The 17,345-nt window shown below is 36.6% G+C and carries 12 protein-coding genes; 1 reads left to right on the top strand and 11 read right to left on the bottom strand.

Annotated features, from left to right (window positions below; all coding sequences use genetic code 11):
- Positions 1 to 44: 44 nt before the first annotated feature.
- From MKS83_RS09745 to MKS83_RS09710, 8 genes are all read right to left on the bottom strand, one after another.
- Positions 45 to 1,409: a DUF4403 family protein gene (locus MKS83_RS09745; protein ID WP_240583005.1), complete on the bottom strand. Its 1,365-nt coding sequence runs from the start codon at positions 1,407 to 1,409 to the stop codon at positions 45 to 47.
- A gap of 29 nt (positions 1,410 to 1,438) precedes the next feature.
- Positions 1,439 to 1,807, bottom strand: coding sequence for a dihydroneopterin aldolase (folB, locus tag MKS83_RS09740; protein ID WP_240583004.1), 369 nt, complete (start codon positions 1,805 to 1,807; stop codon positions 1,439 to 1,441).
- A gap of 6 nt (positions 1,808 to 1,813) precedes the next feature.
- Positions 1,814 to 3,118 (bottom strand): threonine synthase, encoded by a 1,305-nt coding sequence (thrC, locus tag MKS83_RS09735; protein ID WP_240583003.1) that lies wholly within the window; start codon positions 3,116 to 3,118, stop codon positions 1,814 to 1,816.
- A gap of 11 nt (positions 3,119 to 3,129) precedes the next feature.
- Positions 3,130 to 4,053 carry a homoserine kinase gene (locus MKS83_RS09730; RefSeq protein WP_240583002.1) on the bottom strand — a complete coding sequence of 308 codons (924 nt, stop codon included), beginning with the start codon at positions 4,051 to 4,053 and terminating at the stop codon, positions 3,130 to 3,132.
- Between the two features lie 10 nt (positions 4,054 to 4,063).
- The gene (gene thrA, locus MKS83_RS09725; RefSeq protein WP_240583001.1) at positions 4,064 to 6,514 is read right to left on the bottom strand and encodes a bifunctional aspartate kinase/homoserine dehydrogenase I; all 2,451 of its coding nucleotides are present in this window, start codon (positions 6,512 to 6,514) and stop codon (positions 4,064 to 4,066) included.
- A gap of 290 nt (positions 6,515 to 6,804) precedes the next feature.
- Positions 6,805 to 7,824 (bottom strand): quinolinate synthase NadA, encoded by a 1,020-nt coding sequence (gene nadA, locus MKS83_RS09720; RefSeq protein ID WP_100376654.1) that lies wholly within the window; start codon positions 7,822 to 7,824, stop codon positions 6,805 to 6,807.
- Between the two features lie 79 nt (positions 7,825 to 7,903).
- Positions 7,904 to 8,476 carry a guanylate kinase gene (gene gmk, locus MKS83_RS09715; RefSeq protein WP_240583000.1) on the bottom strand — a complete coding sequence of 191 codons (573 nt, stop codon included), beginning with the start codon at positions 8,474 to 8,476 and terminating at the stop codon, positions 7,904 to 7,906.
- Positions 8,477 to 8,547: 71 nt separating this feature from the next.
- Positions 8,548 to 9,405, bottom strand: a complete 858-nt coding sequence (locus MKS83_RS09710; RefSeq protein ID WP_240582999.1) for a YicC/YloC family endoribonuclease — start codon at positions 9,403 to 9,405, stop codon at positions 8,548 to 8,550.
- Between the two features lie 326 nt (positions 9,406 to 9,731).
- On the opposite strand from MKS83_RS09710, the gene miaA reads away from it, so the two are divergent.
- On the top strand, positions 9,732 to 10,652 hold the full coding sequence (gene miaA / locus MKS83_RS09705) for a tRNA (adenosine(37)-N6)-dimethylallyltransferase MiaA (protein ID WP_240582998.1): 921 nt from the start codon (positions 9,732 to 9,734) through the stop codon (positions 10,650 to 10,652).
- A 284-nt stretch (positions 10,653 to 10,936) separates the two neighbouring features.
- On the opposite strand, the gene MKS83_RS09700 is transcribed toward miaA, so the two are convergent.
- The 3 genes from MKS83_RS09700 to MKS83_RS09690 form a co-directional block, all read right to left on the bottom strand.
- Positions 10,937 to 12,349, bottom strand: a complete 1,413-nt coding sequence (locus MKS83_RS09700; RefSeq protein ID WP_240582997.1) for an efflux transporter outer membrane subunit — start codon at positions 12,347 to 12,349, stop codon at positions 10,937 to 10,939.
- A gap of 216 nt (positions 12,350 to 12,565) precedes the next feature.
- Positions 12,566 to 15,748, bottom strand: a complete 3,183-nt coding sequence (locus MKS83_RS09695) for an efflux RND transporter permease subunit (protein WP_240582996.1) — start codon at positions 15,746 to 15,748, stop codon at positions 12,566 to 12,568.
- A 125-nt stretch (positions 15,749 to 15,873) separates the two neighbouring features.
- Positions 15,874 to 17,034: an efflux RND transporter periplasmic adaptor subunit gene (locus MKS83_RS09690; protein ID WP_240582995.1), complete on the bottom strand. Its 1,161-nt coding sequence runs from the start codon at positions 17,032 to 17,034 to the stop codon at positions 15,874 to 15,876.
- Positions 17,035 to 17,345 lie beyond the last annotated feature (311 nt).

Genomic DNA, 17,345 nt, shown 5'->3' with positions numbered 1-17,345 from the left:
TGGGATAAATTTTTTAAAAAAGCTTGTTTAGAGTAGAGTATAACTCAAATTCCGGCAAGAATTAATTTTAAGGATGCGTTGGTATCAATAACGGCTGTAATGGCTGTTGATGTTAAGAGTATTTTTGTAGGTTTAAGATTAAAAACCTTTCCACTCATTTTTAGTCCTTTATAATATTCTTTGTTGAAAGCTTCTTCAATACTTTTTTTCGAGCTGTTTTCAAGGTCTTGTGTAGGAATTCCATATTCCTCTTCTATCATTTTTACGATTTTTCCCTGAAATAATACAGATGCTGTTTTCTGTAAAAAATTAGAAGTTTTAAGTTTGAATTTGGTTCCTGAAAGGACAATTTTCTTTTTGGCCTCATCATATACCGGAATCCCTGAAATAATACAGGTTCCTTTTACATAGCCTTCAGTTTGAGCTTCAATCATAATTTTATCATCTATTCCGTATACTCTAATGTCAGTAATTTTCACCTTCGAATCCCTTATGTCGAATTCTTTATTCAAAAATGTCTTTCTAGCAATATTACTGGCTTCCGTATAAGGAATATTGGCTGTTGTCTGTAATAAAAAATTATCTCCTAAGCTAGGGGAGAAGCTGAAGTTTAAGGCTGTTTTTATAGGTTGTGAAGCCTCCGGTTTAGTGCCTGTAAAGGTTTCAGAATATATATCAATTCCAATATTGGTATTGATCTGATTGGCATAAAATTTTAACGGAGTAATATTTACGGCAATAGGGGAGACTTTCAACCAGGTATTATATTCTTCTGAAATATTAAAAGGCTGTGAAAAAGCATTCCATGCCGTTACAGCATATTGCTGGAAATTCAATTGAGATGCCATTTGCTGATCAATGGTTTTACAGAATTTTTGCTGCTGTTCGATTAAATTTTTTTCAACGATAGACGTGATCGGAATTTGAATTTTCCCAAAATCTAAAACAGGTTTAGTTACCCATCTAAAACCATTGGGTTTTGTATTGGTTGTAATGGTCCAGTTGTTTTGGAAAGTTAATGTGGTATTAAAAGACATCACGGTTTCAAAAGTTGTATTTTGATAGGTGTAAATGCCTAATGTTCCGATACCTTTTTCTGCCCAGATCTTTAAAGGAACTTCAATTAAAATATTTTGATTTGTTCCTCCTACTAAACGTATAGGTCGGGTTTTCCATACTTTGACTTTGAACTGGTCATTATTGTTATCCGTATAAGAGTCGTCCTGATAAATAAGCTCTTTTACAGAAGCATTAATCATGTTACTGATTTCCGAAAGTGGAATCGTTACCGGCATGGTAATGTTGGATTTTATCTTTGGGAAATTATATACGACAGTCTGACTCTCAACATTTGTTTGTCCAAAAGCATTGATAAAAGCTACTAGAAATAATATTTTGATGATTTTCAATGTATAAAATTTTAGAAAACGAAGTAAATTTAATTTTCAGGTTTAAAACTTTGCTCCAGCTCGATACTTGCGCCTCTCATTTCGCCTTGCATAGGAGGAGCAGTTTTGGTAATTTTTAATTTGATATAATCAATCTGGGAAAATTTATCATGAATTTTAGAAATGATTCTTCCTGCTACATGCTCCAGTAATTTAGATTTAATCTTCATTTCATCATGGATGATGTGGTTGATGTCTGCATAACTTATAGTATCGTTCAAATCATCAGATTCCGCTGCTTTCCACAAATCGGTGTGAAGTTCCACATGGAGAATGTAATATGTTCCGATAACATTTTCTTCAGGTAAAACGCCGTGATAGGCATATATTTTTACGTCTTCAAGATAAATCTTGCTCATATTTTCTTAATTTTTATCAAGCAAAATTCGCTTTAATTCTGCAAAGTCAGCTTGTATTTCAAGACTTTTTTTCTCCTTTTTCATTAAATCTTTTAAAGACTTGGGGAGTTCAATAGAGGCTTGTGCTGCCATTTCTACTGCATCAGGAAACTTTACAGGATGTGCTGTTGCCAAAATAAAACCTTTTTTACCTGGATTTTCTTTCAAATATTGTTCCATTGCTGTATAAGCGACTGAACTGTGGGGATCCAGCAAATAATTAAATTTTTCATAAACTTCTTTGATGGTCTGTAATGTTTTGTCATCATCAATGGAATAGCCTGAAATTTTACTTTTTACATCTTCAAAATGATTTTCAAAAAGCTCTAAAATTCGTATAAAATTGCTCGGATTTCCGACATCCATTGCATTCGAAAGCGTAGCAACCGTTTCTTTAGATTCCAATTTTTGTGTTTTTAAATACTGCGGAACTACATCATTCTCATTACAGGCAGCAATAAAATGTTCAGCAGGAAGTCCTCTGAAATGAGCTAAAATTCCTGCGCAAATATTGCCAAAATTTCCACTGGGAACGCAAATAACAGGGTTTTCTTTTTCCAGTTTCTGCCATTGTTTTAACGCTAATAAATAATAAATCTGCTGAGGAAGCCATCTTGCGACGTTAATAGAATTCGCGGAGGTTAAAAATAAAGTTGAATTTATTTCCTTATCCGAAAAAGCCTGTTTTACCAGACTTTGGCAATCGTCAAAACTGCCGTCAACTTCCAGGGCGGAAATATTTTCACCTAAAGCAGTTAATTGTTTTTCCTGAACTTCACTCACACGATTTTTAGGATAAAGGATAACAACTTCAATATTTTCAGTTTGATAAAACCCATTGGCAACTGCGCCTCCCGTGTCTCCTGAAGTTGCAACCAAAACCGTTACCTTTTTATCTTCATCCTGCAGAAAATAGGAAAGAATACGACTCATAAATCTTGCTCCAACATCTTTAAATGCCAAAGTAGGTCCATGAAAAAGTTCTAGTGAATAAGTATTTTCATTAATTTTTTTCAAAGGAATTTCGAAATTAATGGTTTCTGAAACGATTTCTTTTAAAACATCAGAAGGAATTTCATCCCCAATAAAATCTTTCATGCACTGAAAAGCAATTTCTTCATCGGAATATTGATGTAAATTTTCAATGAAATCCAGATCAAATTTTGGAATAAATTCAGGAAAAAATAAACCTTTTTCTTTTCCCTGTCCTTTTATGGTCGCAGTTTTGAAATCAACAGCTTCTTTTTTATCTTTTAAATTGTAATACTTCATTGGGCTAAATTTTAATTTTCGATGATTTTAATTCCTGACGGATTTATTTTTGAAACATACACGAAGCTTTCAATGTCAATTTCATTATAAACAGATTTCATCATATCTGCGATTTTCTGTGCAATTTCTTCTTTTTCCGAAATCATAAAAATTGACGGCCCGGAACCTGAAATTCCTCCGCCCAAAGCTCCTAATTCCAGACTATTTTCTTTGATATCGTTAAACCTCGGAATTAAAATGCTTCGTATGGGTTCTACTATGACGTCATTCAGGCTTCTGCCAATCAATCCAAAGTCATTATTCTGAATTCCGGCAACTAATCCTGCAATATTTCCCCATTGTTCTATTGCATCTTTCAGAAGAATATTTTTCTTCAGAATCTGTCTTGCATCAGAAGTTTTTACTTCAACCTGCGGATGAACTGCGGTCACCAATAAATCAGGAGAATTCAGGGGAGTAATATCAATAGGATTGGATGATTTCACTAAAGTTATTCCTCCAAAAATGCAAGGTGCAATATTATCTGCATGTTTTACGCCGGAAGCCAGTTCTTCCCCAAACATTGCAAAATAAACCAGTTCTTCTTTAGTGAAAATATTTCCCAATAATTCATTGGCTCCGATGGCGGCTCCGGCGGCGCTAGCCGCACTGGAGCCTAGCCCGCTTCCTGGTTTTATCTTTTTATTAATGATGACTTCAAAGCCTGTTTTCAAATTTAAATATTCCTGGATTTTTAATAAAACGACTCCGGCAACATTTTCTGTTGGTTTTTCGGGTAAACTGAAGCTATCCTTATGTCTGATAATAATTTCGGAGGTTTCCAGGAGTTTAAATTCCATCTCATCATAAGGTTCGTGAATTGCCATTCCCAAAATATCGAACCCGCAAACCAGATTGGCAATAGTTGCAGGTACTTTTAATTTAATTTTTCCCATAATTAAAATTTTAAACAGAACGAACGATATCGGCAAAAACGCCACTTGCGGTTACTTCTGCACCGGCTCCCGCACCTTTTACAACCAAAGGCTGTTCAGAATATCTCAAAGTTTTAAAGATTACAATATTATCTTTCCCATACAGATGAAAAAGATCGCTTTCAGGAGCAATATGCTGCAGCCCGACTTTGGCTTTTCCATCATTGAATTCTGCCACGTATTTTAAAATTTTACCATTATTTTTGGCTCTGTCAAATATATTTTTAAAATGATCTTCATATTTTGTAAGCGATTGATAAAAATCTTGTACATTACCTTTCATACATTCCTCCGGAAGAAAATTTTCATTTTCAATATCACTAAATTCAAGGGAATAGCCGGCCTCTCTTGCCAGGATTAAAATTTTTCGTGCAACATCGGTTCCGGATAAATCAAGTCGTGGGTCCGGCTCGGTATAACCTTCTTTCTGAGCCTGGGCTACAACTTCGGAAAAGGTCTTGCTGCCGTTATAATTGTTGAAAACAAAATTCAGAGTTCCGCTTAAAACTGCCTGGATGGAAGTTATTTTATCACCACTTCTTATCAGGTCATTAATTGTTCCGATAATCGGAAGTCCGGCTCCTACATTCGTTTCAAATAAAAATTTGCAGCTGTGGTTTCTGGAAATGGATTTCAATAATTTATAATTTTCAAAACCGGAAGAAGCCGCAATTTTGTTGCAGGCGACAATATTAATGCTCTTTTTTAATAATTTTTCATACATATTCGGAACTTCGGAGCTGGCCGTCACATCTATAAAAACAGAGTTTCTTAAATTCCGTGAAATAATTTCCCTGGCAAATTTTTCCACAGAAGTTTCTTCGCCATGTTGATTCCAATCATTCCAATCATTTTCCGGGATTCCTTTATCCGCGAAAATCATTTTCCGGCTGTTGGAAAGTCCTGCGATTCTTAAATTGATCAGGAGGTTTTCTTTAAGATATTCATTCTGATCATAAATTTGCTGGATTAATTTCTTTCCTACATTTCCTGTTCCGCAGATATAAAGGTGGATCTGTTTTATCTCCGATTCAAAAAACTCTTCATGTAGAACATTGACAGCCTTTTTAATATCTTTTTCTAAAATAACAATGCTGATATTTTTTTCTGAAGATCCCTGTGCAATCGCTCTGATATTGATGCCGTTATTTCCCAGGCAGCCAAACATTTTGGCACTTACACCACTTCGGCTTTTCATATTTTCGCCAACTAATGCTACGATGGATAAACCGGTTTCAATTTTTACAGGTTCAAGTCTTTTTAGTTTCAGATCATCTTCAAAAGCCGAATCGATAGCATTTTTAGCTTTTATCATATCTTTTTCATGAATCGCAACAGTAATGGAATGTTCGGATGAACTCTGAGTGATGAGTATTACGTTCACTTTTTCATTGCTTAAGCATTGGAATAGTTTTGCAGAAAATCCGGGAATTCCGATCATTCCGCTTCCTTCTAAAGTCAGCAGAGCGATATTGCTCATGTTTGAAATCCCAACAGCAATTGGTTCGTTTTCAGGGTCATTTTTTTTCAGATTGTGAGATATTAATGTTCCCGGAGCTTCAGGATCAAAAGTGTTTTTAATTCTTAAATCAATATTTTTTACCATGACGGGCTGTACGGTAGGAGGATACACAACTTTTGCTCCGAAATGCGAAAGCTCCATGGCTTCAGAATATGAAATCTCAGGAATTGGTTTTGCATCGGAAACCAATCTGGGATCAGAGGTCATCATTCCGCTAACGTCTGTCCAGATTTGAAGTTCATCAGCATTGATAGCGGAAGCAATAATAGAGGCAGTATAATCTGAACCGCCCGGTCCTAATGTTGTGACATTTCCTTTCTCGTCTTTAGCAATAAATCCTGGGGCAATAATAATCTGGTTTTGGTTTTCATTTAAAAATTGAAGCAGATTTTTTTCCGTAGCTTCAAAATGTACTTTTGCATTTGTGAAATTACTGTTGGTAGTAATATTTTCTGCAGAATTCATCCAAAGAACATTCAGTCCTTCAGATTTTAATCTTGCGGTAATTATATTTGAAGAAAGAAATTCACCATAAGAGGTTATTTTATCTTTAATTCGGTCAGTAAATTCTCCCAATACGAAAATCCCGTTGCAGATGTCTTCAATATCATTAAAATGTTTTTTAACGAAGCTCAGCCAAGAGCTTTGATCCAAAATCGGAATTAATTCTTTGACTAAATCCAGATGTTTTTCTTCAATATTTTTAATTATTTGAAAATAATTTTCATTGTTTTGGGAAGCTGATTCTGCTGCTTTTATCAATTGATCTGTTACGCCATGAAGTGCAGAAACCACAACTACGACTCTGTTTTTCAGAGATTCTTTTTTTATAATATCTTCGACCTTTAATATATTTTGGGCATTGGCGACAGAAGTTCCGCCAAATTTTAAAACTTTCATTATATTTTATTTAGGTTATGAAAAGTGAAGTTTTACTCTTCAAAAAAAGAGTACACGCGTGTGAATGATATGTGAAAATTTACCCCGTTATGGGGTAGTCGTAGTTGTTGTAGCAATAATAGAAACAAAGTTTCCTTCCGGGATAGAGAAATCCGGAATAGAAATATCAGATATGTTTCTTAAAAAGTTCATTGTTACTTGAACAAATGTACAAATTATTTTAAAACACCAAAGTTTTTGTGCTAAAATTTTGAAAAAGAAAAAAGCACTGTAAAAACAGTGCTTTAATTTTATTTTATACTTTTAGAAAGATCAAGCATTGCCTCGATTGGCTTTAATGCTTTTAATCTCAATTCTTCGTCGATAATAATTTCCGGAAGTTCATATTTCATACATAAATACAATTTTTCCATTGTATTGCGTTTCATGTAGAAACATTCTGAACAGTTGCAGCTTTCATCAAATACCAAAGCAGGAATCAGTTCTTTATGAGGAGCACGTTTTTTCATTTCGTGTAAAATTCCTTCCTCTGTTGCGATGATGAACTTCTGACAATCGTCTTTCTGTACATAATCCAACAATGCGGAAGTAGAACCGATAAAATGAGCTAGTTTCAAAACCGCTTCTTCACTTTCCGGATGAGCAATTAATTTTGCATCTGGGTTCTCTGCCAATTGTTTTGCAATTCTTTCCATGGAAAAGGCTTCGTGAACGATGCAGCTTCCATCCCAAAGTATCATATCGCGGCCTGTTTTCTGAGATAAATATCTCCCCAGATTTTTATCCGGTGCAAAAATGATTGGTCTGTCTTTTGGAAGGGCTTCAATGACAGTTTCGGCGTTGGAACTTGTGACGATAATATCACTTTCTGCTTTCGTTTCAGCGTTACAGTTGATGTAGGTTGCAACTAAGGCATTCGGATGCTGTTCACGCATTTTTCTTAAACCTTCTCCTGAGCAGCCGTCTGCTAAAGAGCATCCCGCCATTGTGTCGGGAAGGACAACTTTTTTAGTCGGATTCAGAATTTTTGCTGCTTCAGCCATGAAATGTACTCCACAGAATACAATCATATCCGCATTCGTATCTTTTGCCTGCCTTGCCAATTGAAGAGAATCTCCCAGGAAATCGGCAATATCCTGAATTTCTCCAGGCTGGTAATAATGCGCTAAAATGACCGCATTTTTTTCTTCTTTCAATTTAAGAATTGCTTTTACAAGCTCTTCTCCTTGAGGAATTACCAAATCTTTAATATCCAGAAATCCTTTTACAGGAATGGTAGATTTAGCTTTTTCTAATGTTTCGGTACTCATATCAACCTCAATGTTTTTGATTACAGAAGTTAGAGGTTAGAAATTTGATATTAGTTAAAATTTGTGTTTAAAACTAAGTCTAACTTCTAGTTTCTTCTATAAAATTTTTTATTAAACTTTCTATTTCTTTTTTTGCTTCGTTCAAATCAGTATTGATGACGATTTTATCAAATTCTTTAGCATAAGACATTTCTTCTTCTGCTTTTGCTACGCGGGTTTTGATGGTCTCTGCATCATCTGTGTTCCTTGAGATCAATCTTCGTTCCAACTCTTCAATGGAAGGTGGTTCAATGAAAATTGACAATGCTTTTTCTCCAAAATATTTTTTCAGGGAAATTCCTCCTTTTACATCAACATCAAAAATAACGACTTTTCCTTGATTCCAGATCTTTTCAACTTCAGATTTTAAAGTACCGTAATATTTATCCGTATAAACCTCCTCAAATTCTACAAATGCATCTTCCGCAATTTTCTGTCTGAATTCATCCGGTGTCAAAAAATGATAATCCACCGCATGAACTTCACTTCCTCTAGGCTGTCTTGTTGTACAAGAAATTGAGAACCGCAATTCATCAAAAACTTCCAGAGAATGCTTTACTAATGTAGTTTTTCCGCTCCCTGACGGTGCTGAAAATATGATAACCTTATTCATAAATGATAAGAGATGAATGATAATTGATTGACTAAATACTTTCTTTTTACTTGGCTCTTTTTACTTGCTTCTTACAGAACATTGAGCGTTTGTTCTTTAATTTTTTCCAAATCATCCTTCATCATCACTACCAGTTTCTGAATTTGAGCATGGTTCGCTTTTGAACCTAAAGTATTGATTTCACGGCCGATTTCCTGAGAAATAAACCCAAGTTTTTTTCCGTTGAAATCTTCATTGTCCATTACTTCTTTGTAATATTTCAAATGCTGGGCTAATCTTACTTTTTCCTCAGAAATATCCAATTTTTCGGTGAAATAAGCCATCTCCTGATAAAAACGGGTTTCGTCGACATTTTCAAATTCTTTCAATGTTTTCTGATAACGTTCCCGTACAGCTACAATTCTTTCTTCTTCAAAAGGTATAACCTCGTTCAGATACTTATCGATATTCTGAATGTTTCTTTCTAATTCTTCATGCAGAATTTTACCTTCTGTTTTTCTGAACTCCTCAAAACGGTCAATTGCAGTATTTACAATCTTTGCTAAAGCTTCCCATTCACCTTCAGACAATTCATCGGGTCTGGAAGTGATCGCGTCCGGAAGTCTAACCGCCATTTTCAGATATTCGAAATCGGGTCCATCAGATGCAATATTTCGAAGTTCATTAATGTAAGAATCAATCAATCCTTTGTTGATTTTTACATCATTGGTCTCTTCAAGATTCTCTATATTGATGTAGCAGTCTACTTTTCCACGGATGAGTCTATCATTAAGAATTTTTCTGATCTCAAATTCTTTCTCTTTATAACGCAAAGGAATTTTAATATTCAAATCAAAGCTTTTGCTGTTCAGTGATTTAATATCTATTGTAATTTTCTTTCCTTCAAAAACGTCTTCGGCTCTACCAAAGCCTGTCATTGATAAAATCATAGTTTTTTATTGTCGTACAAAGATAAACATTTAAGTCTATAATGTGACAAGATGAAAACTCAACGTTTTAACGCCTAATGATGTAATTTTACATTTATTTTAAACCATTAAGATTCCTGTTAATTTTAAACCATTAAGATTCCTGTTAAGAAGTTAAGAATATAAAGATCGGCTTCGCTTTAGCATAATACTTATAAAATCTATTTGATTTTCCACTCAATTAGACTTACTATTTAAATGTCATTGATGGTTTAAAAACAAAATAGCAACTTTATTTTCCGGGTTTTGCGTTAAAACAAAAAAATCAATTTTCGTAAATTAGCGCTGTGAAAAAGAAAAATTTGATTTCTGTAGTAGGACCCACCGGAATTGGTAAAACAAGACTGGCAATTGATTTGGCAAAACATTTCAATACAGAAATTATTTCCTGTGATTCTCGTCAGTTTTTTAAAGGAATGGAAATCGGTACTGCAGCGCCTTCTGCTGAGGAATTGGCGGAGGTACCTCATCATTTTATCGGAAACCTTTCAGTTCAGGAATACTATTCCATTGGGCAATATGAAGAAGATGCTTTAAAAAAGCTCAACGAACTTTTTAAAAATCATGATACCGTCATTTTGGTGGGTGGAAGTATGATGTATGAAAAAGCGGTGATTGAAGGATTGAATGATTTACCCGAAGCTGATGAAGAAAATCAGAAAAAATTACATGATATTCTAGAAAACGAAGGCATTGAAAAACTTCAGGAAATTCTAAAAGAATTAGATCCCGAATATTTTGCTGTGGTTGATTTCCATAATCATAGAAGACTTTTACGTGCAATTGATGTTATCTGGCAAACGAATAAAAAGTATTCGGAACAAATTGCTGTTTCACAAGATTCCAGAGATTTTAATACGATCAGGATTGGCATTGAAGCGTCAAGAGAAGAATTGTACGACAGAATCAATAGGAGAGTGGATATTATGATGGAGAAAGGTTTGTTGGAAGAAGCTAAAAATCTGGAAGAATTTAAAGATTTAACGGCTCTGAAGACCGTTGGATATTCTGAATTATTCAAATATTTTGATGGGGAATGGGAGTTGGATTTTGCCATTTCTGAAATTAAGAAAAATAGCCGAAGATATGCAAAACGCCAATTGACCTGGTACCGAAAAGCGGATGATATTCATTATTTGCAGTTGGGGTATTCTCAGGAGGACTTTGAGGGGTTGATTGAGTATATTAATGAGCGATTTCAAGAGTGAAAATATTACGTACACTTTGTCATTCCGTAGGAATCTCGGCAAGAATTTTAAAATATATTGCTTAGATCCCACGTTACACTGCGTTTCGCTCTGAATGACAAACTTTATGAATACTTTTTGCAGCATTTTTGTCATTCTGACGAAGGAAGAATCTCTACGAATAATTCTAGATTCTTCACTCCACTTTGTTTTGTTCAGAATGACAGTGTGAATGTTTTTTTATTTAAAAACAAAAAATGCAGCCCCGAAAGACCGCATTCCATTAAACAATATAATTTAATTTACTACTTCCAACCGCCTCCTAACGCTCGGTACAAGTCTACAATACTGCTTAATCTCTGTCTTTTTACAGACGCCAGATTAAGTTCTGCCTGTAGAGAATTTCCCTGAGCTGTTATTACTTCTAAATAGTTTGCCATTCCGCCTTTGTAAAGCATTTCGGCACTTTTGATTCCGTCTTTTAATGTTGCTACCTGTTCCGTTGCCTTTTGTTCCTGAACTTTTAGACTTTCATTAGAAACCAAGGCATCAGAAACTTCACCCACTGCATTTAAAACCGATTGACGGAAAGCCAATACGTTTTTCTCTCTCTGAATTTTAGCCACATTTAAGTCAGTTTTCAATTGTCTTTTCTGGAAAATAGGTTGAGTGATTCCTCCTAAAACAGACCCGAACAACGATGCCGGAATCTGAAACCAGTTATCAATTTTAAACGAATTTACCCCTCCGTTTGCTGTGATTTTCAATGAAGGATACATATTGGCCTGAGCAATTCCCACCATTGAGTTGGATTCCAATAATGCCAATTCCTGTTGGCGTACATCCGGACGGCGGCTCACCATTGCTGCTGGAAGTCCCGCAGAAATATCCTGAGGTAAAGAAGTTTCTGACATTTCAATCGTTCTGCTGATTTTGCCTGGATTTTCTCCGATTAAAATACTCAATGCATTTTCCTGAATGGCTATATTTTGCTCCAGTTGAGTGATCAACAACTCTGTAGACTGCTTTTGAGCCGTTGCCTGCTGAACTCCCAAAGAAGTTGTATCACCACTTTTCCATAATTTTTCTGTCAAGGAGAGGGTGTTTTTGCTCAATTCTAAATTTGAGTTGGCAATCTGCAACTGTTTGTCGAGCATCAACAAATTATAATATCCCTGGGCAATTGCTGCAACAACCTGAGTCTGGATTGCTTTTGTTGCCTCATATGTTTGAAGATATTGCATTCTTGAAATTTCCTGCTGATTTTTGATTTTTCCCCAAATATCGGCTTCCCAGGAAAGATTGAAGGCTGCATTATAATCTTCAACATAGCTTTTTCCTAAAAACAGGTTCAAGCTTTGCCCGTTCATGCTGTTTTTAGAAGGTTTTGAAATCTGTGCAGAAACGCCGAAACCTACATCAGGATACTGAAGATATTTTGCCTGTTTTAATTTCTCCTGTGAAGAAGCTACCTGTTTTAAAGCAATCTGTAAATCGTAATTGTTTTTAATTCCTTTTTCAATTAAGCTTTGCAACATCGGATCGCTGAAAAATTGTTTCCACTCTAAGTTGGCAACGCTTGCCGTATCTGCAGTTGCAGTATATTTGAACGTTTCGGGGAGCTCAAGCTCAGGCTCCTTGTATGCCAGTTTCGACACGCAGGAGACCGAACCTAAAGCCAATCCAAAAGCGATGATTATGTTGAATATTTTTTTCATAATTTTTAAATAAAATTTTAATTTGATGACACAAACTTTGAGAATTTATTATGGCAAAGATGTCTTTAGTAGGAGAAAATACTTTGCTTTTTATAATGTTAGTTTGAATAGTTTCTTCTCTATTTTATTTCCCAGATTTCACAGATGATTGTGTTATTTGTGAAAATATTTGTGCTGTTTGTGGTTAAAATTCTCAAAGTTTTGTCAATCATTATATTAGTGAGCCGGACTTAAAAGTTCATTCTCTAATTTCTGTCTCTGAAGTCTTTTCTTTTTTCTGCTTGGCATTTTTTCGTGTAAGTATTGGAAAATCACAAACATTACAGGAATAATAAATACTCCGAATACAACTCCGGTCAACATTCCACCCACTGTACTCATACCGATCGAGTGGTTACCTTTTGCGGAAGCTCCCTGAGTCCAAACCAATGGAAGCATACCGATGATGAAGGCAAATGAGGTCATTAAGATAGGTCTTAAACGTAGTCTTGAAGCCTGAAGAGCAGATTCCAGTAATGATCTTCCCGCATTTCTTCTTTGCACTGCGAATTCTACGATAAGGATCGCGTTTTTCGCTAATAATCCGACCAACATGATCAATCCAACCTGAACGTAAATGTTGTTATCAATTCCTGCCAGTCCTGTGAAAGCAAATACCCCGAAAATCCCTGTCGGAATCGTTAAGATTACCGCAAACGGAAGGATGTAGCTTTCATATTGAGCTGCTAAAAGGAAATACACAAACAAAATACTTAACATAAAGATAAATGCCGTTTGTCCGCTGGTCTTAATTTCCTCACGGGTAATCCCGGTCCATTCATATCCGAATCCTCTCGGAAGAGATTTTTCTGCCACTTCTTCAACGGCTTTGATCGCATCTCCGGTACTGTAGCCAGGTTTGGGCGTCCCGTTGATGGTTACTGCGTTGAACAGGTTATTTCTTGTCACCGTTTCAGGGCCGAACGCTCTTTTTAACGTTACCAATGTTTTTACAGGAACCATTTCTCCTGATTTGTTTTTAACATAAATTCCTTCTAATGAATTGGCATCCGTTCTGTAAGGAATATCTGCCTGAGCCATTACCCTGTAGTACTTTCCGAATCTGTTGAAATCTGAAACGAAGCTACTTCCATAATAGATCTGCATTGTCTGCATTAATTCAGTAATAGAAACGCCAAGCTGATTGGCCTTATCATTATCAACCTCAATGGTGAATTGCGGATTTCCGGCGGCATAGGTTGTAAAAGCAAATGCAATCTCCGGGCGTTTCATCAATTCGCCAATGAATGCCTGAGTGGTTGTTCCTAAATTTTCCAGTGAACCGTTGGTTTTATCCTGAAGCATGAATTCAAAACCGGAAAAGTTACCAAATCCCTGTACGGTAGGGAAGTTGAAGAAGAATGCACTCGCATCTTTCACCTGTGAAACTTTACCTGTTAATCCTGCTGCAATTTGATCAGGATCGGTTACTTCACCACGCTGGTCGTGATCTTTTAATTTAATGAAACCGGCAGAATAAGGTGATGCATTGGCGTTGCTGATGAAGTTCAGTCCGTCTACTACCAAAAGGTGGTTTTTCGCTTTTTCACCGTTGATGATCTGGTCAATCTGCTCAGTCGCTCGGTGGGTTCTGTCCAATGAACTTCCCGGAGGAGTATTCACGGCATATAAAATGAACCCCTGGTCTTCGGTAGGAATAAATCCGGATGGCGCTTTTTTAATCAAGAAAATACTTGCTGCGGTAATCAGTACCAATCCGCCAACGGCAACCCATTTATTTTTAATTAAAAATTTAAGACTGTAAATGTATTTTTTGGTTAAATTATTGAAGCTTACATTAAATGCGTTGAAGAATCTTGCACCGAAACCTGTTTTTTTACCGTGCTCTCCATGTTCACCCTGAGGATCATTTAAAAACATCGCACATAAAGCAGGACTTAATGTTAATGCATTAACCGCAGAAATCATAATTGCAATTGCCAATGTAAAGGCGAACTGTCTGTAGAAAACTCCCGCAGGACCCTGCATGAAACCTACCGGAATAAATACGGCACACATTACCAGGGTAATGGAAATAATCGCGCCCGAAATTTCACTCATGGAACTCATTGTGGCCTGCTCAACGGGCATTCCCGTATGCTCCATTTTGGAATGGACGGCTTCCACCACCACAATCGCATCATCCACTACAATACCGATCGCAAGTACCAAAGCGAATAAGGTCAACATGTTGATACTGAATCCAAACAGCTGCAGGAAGAAAAACGTACCGATAATTGCCACCGGAACGGCAATCGCCGGAATTAAGGTGGATCTGAAATCCTGAAGGAAAATATATACAACGATAAATACGAGGATAAATGCAATGACCAATGTCTCAACCACCTGATGAATGGAAGCATCCAAAAAGTCTTTGGAATTGTACATGATGATCGGCTCAACGCCTTTTGGAAGAGTAGTTTTAAACTGATCTACCTGTTTTTCAATTTCAGTTAAGATTTCATTGGCGTTGGATCCTGCGGTCTGCATAATTTCAAAACCTGAAACCGGTTTGCCGTCCACTCTGTTGGCTGCGGTATAAGTATAGGAACCAAATTCTACTCTCGCCACGTCTTTCAGTCTCAGGAATGAACCGTCGCTGTTGGCTTTGATGGCAATATTTTCGTAGTCTTCGTTTTTGTTTAATTTACCTTTATACTTTAAGATATACTCGTATGTTTCCTTGCTTCCCTGTCCCAAACGTCCCGGAGCAGCCTCTAAGTTGTGATCTTTTACGGCATTCAGCACTTCCTGTGGAGAAAGTCCGTTGGCAGCCAATCGGTCCGGCTTCAGCCAGAGTCTCATGGAATAATCTCTCGTTCCGAAAACCTGCGCCTGGGCAACACCCGGAATACGCTGGATCTGTGGAATGATGTTGATTTTTAAATAATTCTGTAAGAAAAGTTCATCATATTGTTTAGGATCATTACTCGTTAATCCCATCAACATGATCATACTGTTCTGCACTTTCTGCGTGGAAATTCCCGCCTGTACCACTTCCTGCGGAAGCTGGCTCATCGCTTTCGATACACGGTTCTGAACGTTTACTGCCGCATTGTCCGGATCGGACCCCTGCTTGAAAAATACGCTCAGTGTCATGGTACCGTCGTTACTGGAGTTGGAAGTCATGTAGGTCATGTTTTCAACACCGTTAACGGCTTCCTCAATCGGAGTCGCTACCGAACGAGCAACCACTTCCGCATTCGCACCCGGATAGAAAGCGGTTACCTGAACACTCGGCGGCGCAATATCCGGAAAGAGAGCAATAGGTAAATTAAAGAGCGACAAGGCACCCAATAATAAAAGTATGATGGAGATGACCGTTGAAAGTACCGGTCTTTCTATAAATTGTTTTAACATAAGAAGTTTAATTTTTAAGTGGCTTATAGCGATTAGCCTTTGGCAATTGGCTAAAAAAGATGCTCAGAAATAATTTTTTTTTAAATATTATATTGAAAGCCAAAAGCTAGAAGCCAGATGCTTTTTTACAACGGTCTTGCTTTCAGTAAGCTATCAGAAGAAATAGCTTTCGGCTGTATGGCAGCACCATCTTTTAAGACTCCGATTCCGGTGAATACGATTTTGTCTCCTTTAGATAATCCTTCAGAAATAAAATAGTAGCTGTCTGTTTTTCCGGATATGGTTACCGGTTTTCCTGTTACTTTTTTGTCTTTTCCTACTACATAAACATAGGTTTTATCCTGAATTTCATAAGTAGACTCCTGCGGAATTACCAACGTTTTATCAAACAACTGCGGCATGCGCACTCTACCGGTGTTTCCGGTTCTCAACACGCCGTTTGAGTTCGGGAATACGGCACGAACGCTGATGGCTCCGGTGGTTTTGTCGAACTGCCCGTCAACAATACTCATCCTTCCTTTTTCTGGGTAAATACTGTTATCGGCGATTACCAAATCTACCATCGGCATATTTTTCAGTTTTTCATTTAAAGTAGCTCCAGGATATTTGTTCTGGAAAGCAATGAAATCGAGCTCGCTTAAAGAGAAGTAGGCATAAATTTCACTGATGTCTGATAATAAGGTCAATGGACTAGGATCTGTTCTTGAGATCAGGCTTCCTTTTTTGTAAGGAATTCTTCCGATATATCCGCTTACCGGTGCTGTAATGGTGGTAAATCCGACATTGATTTTTGCACTTCCTACAGAAGCTCTTGCCTGTGAAGCGGCTGCCACTGCGGCTGCGTAGTTGGCTTTGGCGGTTCTTAATTGTACTTCTGAAACTACTTTTGCGGCAACAAGAGGTTCCAGTCGGTCTACTTCCACTTTTGCTTTCTGAATATTGGCGTTGGCCACCTGTAAATTGGCTGTTGCCATGTTCATCTGTTCGCCGTAGCTTCTTGAATCTATTTTGAATAAGGGCTGTCCGGCTCTCACGTAGGCACCTTCTTCCACATAAATTCTATCTAAATATCCATCCACCTGAGATCTGATCTCCACATTGTTTTTTCCTTCCAAAGCGGTAGGGAATTCCTGATAAACTGTAGCAGGAGATGTGATAACGGTATACACCGGAAGTTCAGGAGCGGGCGGAGCTGCATTAGATCCTTCTGCTGCCTTGGTGCAATTTTGTAAAAGGATAATACTGGTGATAAGTACGATGATCCTCGTTTTTCCAAATATTTTCATTTTGAGTTTAAATTTTTTAATGAAGTGTTAAATAAAATAATGTTGTTGTTAATCTGAAATCTGTTATATTTCCTAACAGCGTTAATGATGTTTAAAAAAAATATACAGAATTTTTAATATGAGCTTTAAGCAGGCATTTTCATAATTATTGATTTTAGCTTACATAGAATTAAAGCGTGTTACTTTTACTAACAGTGTTAATTTAAGGTGAAAAAAAATTTACGATAATCTGAAATTTTACATGATGTTTTTAATTTTAATTGTTTTTGAATGAATAATTTACATTAATTCAGTGTTAATATTCCTAACGG

The sequence above is a fragment of the Chryseobacterium sp. Y16C genome, assembly GCF_022488405.1.
GTDB lineage: Bacteria > Bacteroidota > Bacteroidia > Flavobacteriales > Weeksellaceae > Chryseobacterium > Chryseobacterium geocarposphaerae.
This window is presented reverse-complemented; position numbering and strand designations above follow the sequence as displayed.

Bases quoted from the DNA above. Each gene is read 5' to 3' on its own strand.
- MKS83_RS09700 (WP_240582997.1), bottom strand. From the start codon at position 12,349: ATGAAAAAAATATTCAACATAATCATCGCTTTTGGATTGGCTTTAGGT.
- nadA (WP_100376654.1), bottom strand. From the start codon at position 7,824: ATGAGTACCGAAACATTAGAAAAAGCTAAATCTACCATTCCTGTAAAA.
- MKS83_RS09695 (WP_240582996.1), bottom strand. From the start codon at position 15,748: ATGTTAAAACAATTTATAGAAAGACCGGTACTTTCAACGGTCATCTCC.
- MKS83_RS09730 (WP_240583002.1), bottom strand. From the start codon at position 4,053: ATGGGAAAAATTAAATTAAAAGTACCTGCAACTATTGCCAATCTGGTT.
- folB (WP_240583004.1), bottom strand. From the start codon at position 1,807: ATGAGCAAGATTTATCTTGAAGACGTAAAAATATATGCCTATCACGGC.
- thrC (WP_240583003.1), bottom strand. From the start codon at position 3,118: ATGAAGTATTACAATTTAAAAGATAAAAAAGAAGCTGTTGATTTCAAA.
- MKS83_RS09710 (WP_240582999.1), bottom strand. From the start codon at position 9,405: ATGATTTTATCAATGACAGGCTTTGGTAGAGCCGAAGACGTTTTTGAA.
- gmk (WP_240583000.1), bottom strand. From the start codon at position 8,476: ATGAATAAGGTTATCATATTTTCAGCACCGTCAGGGAGCGGAAAAACT.
- thrA (WP_240583001.1), bottom strand. From the start codon at position 6,514: ATGAAAGTTTTAAAATTTGGCGGAACTTCTGTCGCCAATGCCCAAAAT.
- MKS83_RS09690 (WP_240582995.1), bottom strand. From the start codon at position 17,034: ATGAAAATATTTGGAAAAACGAGGATCATCGTACTTATCACCAGTATT.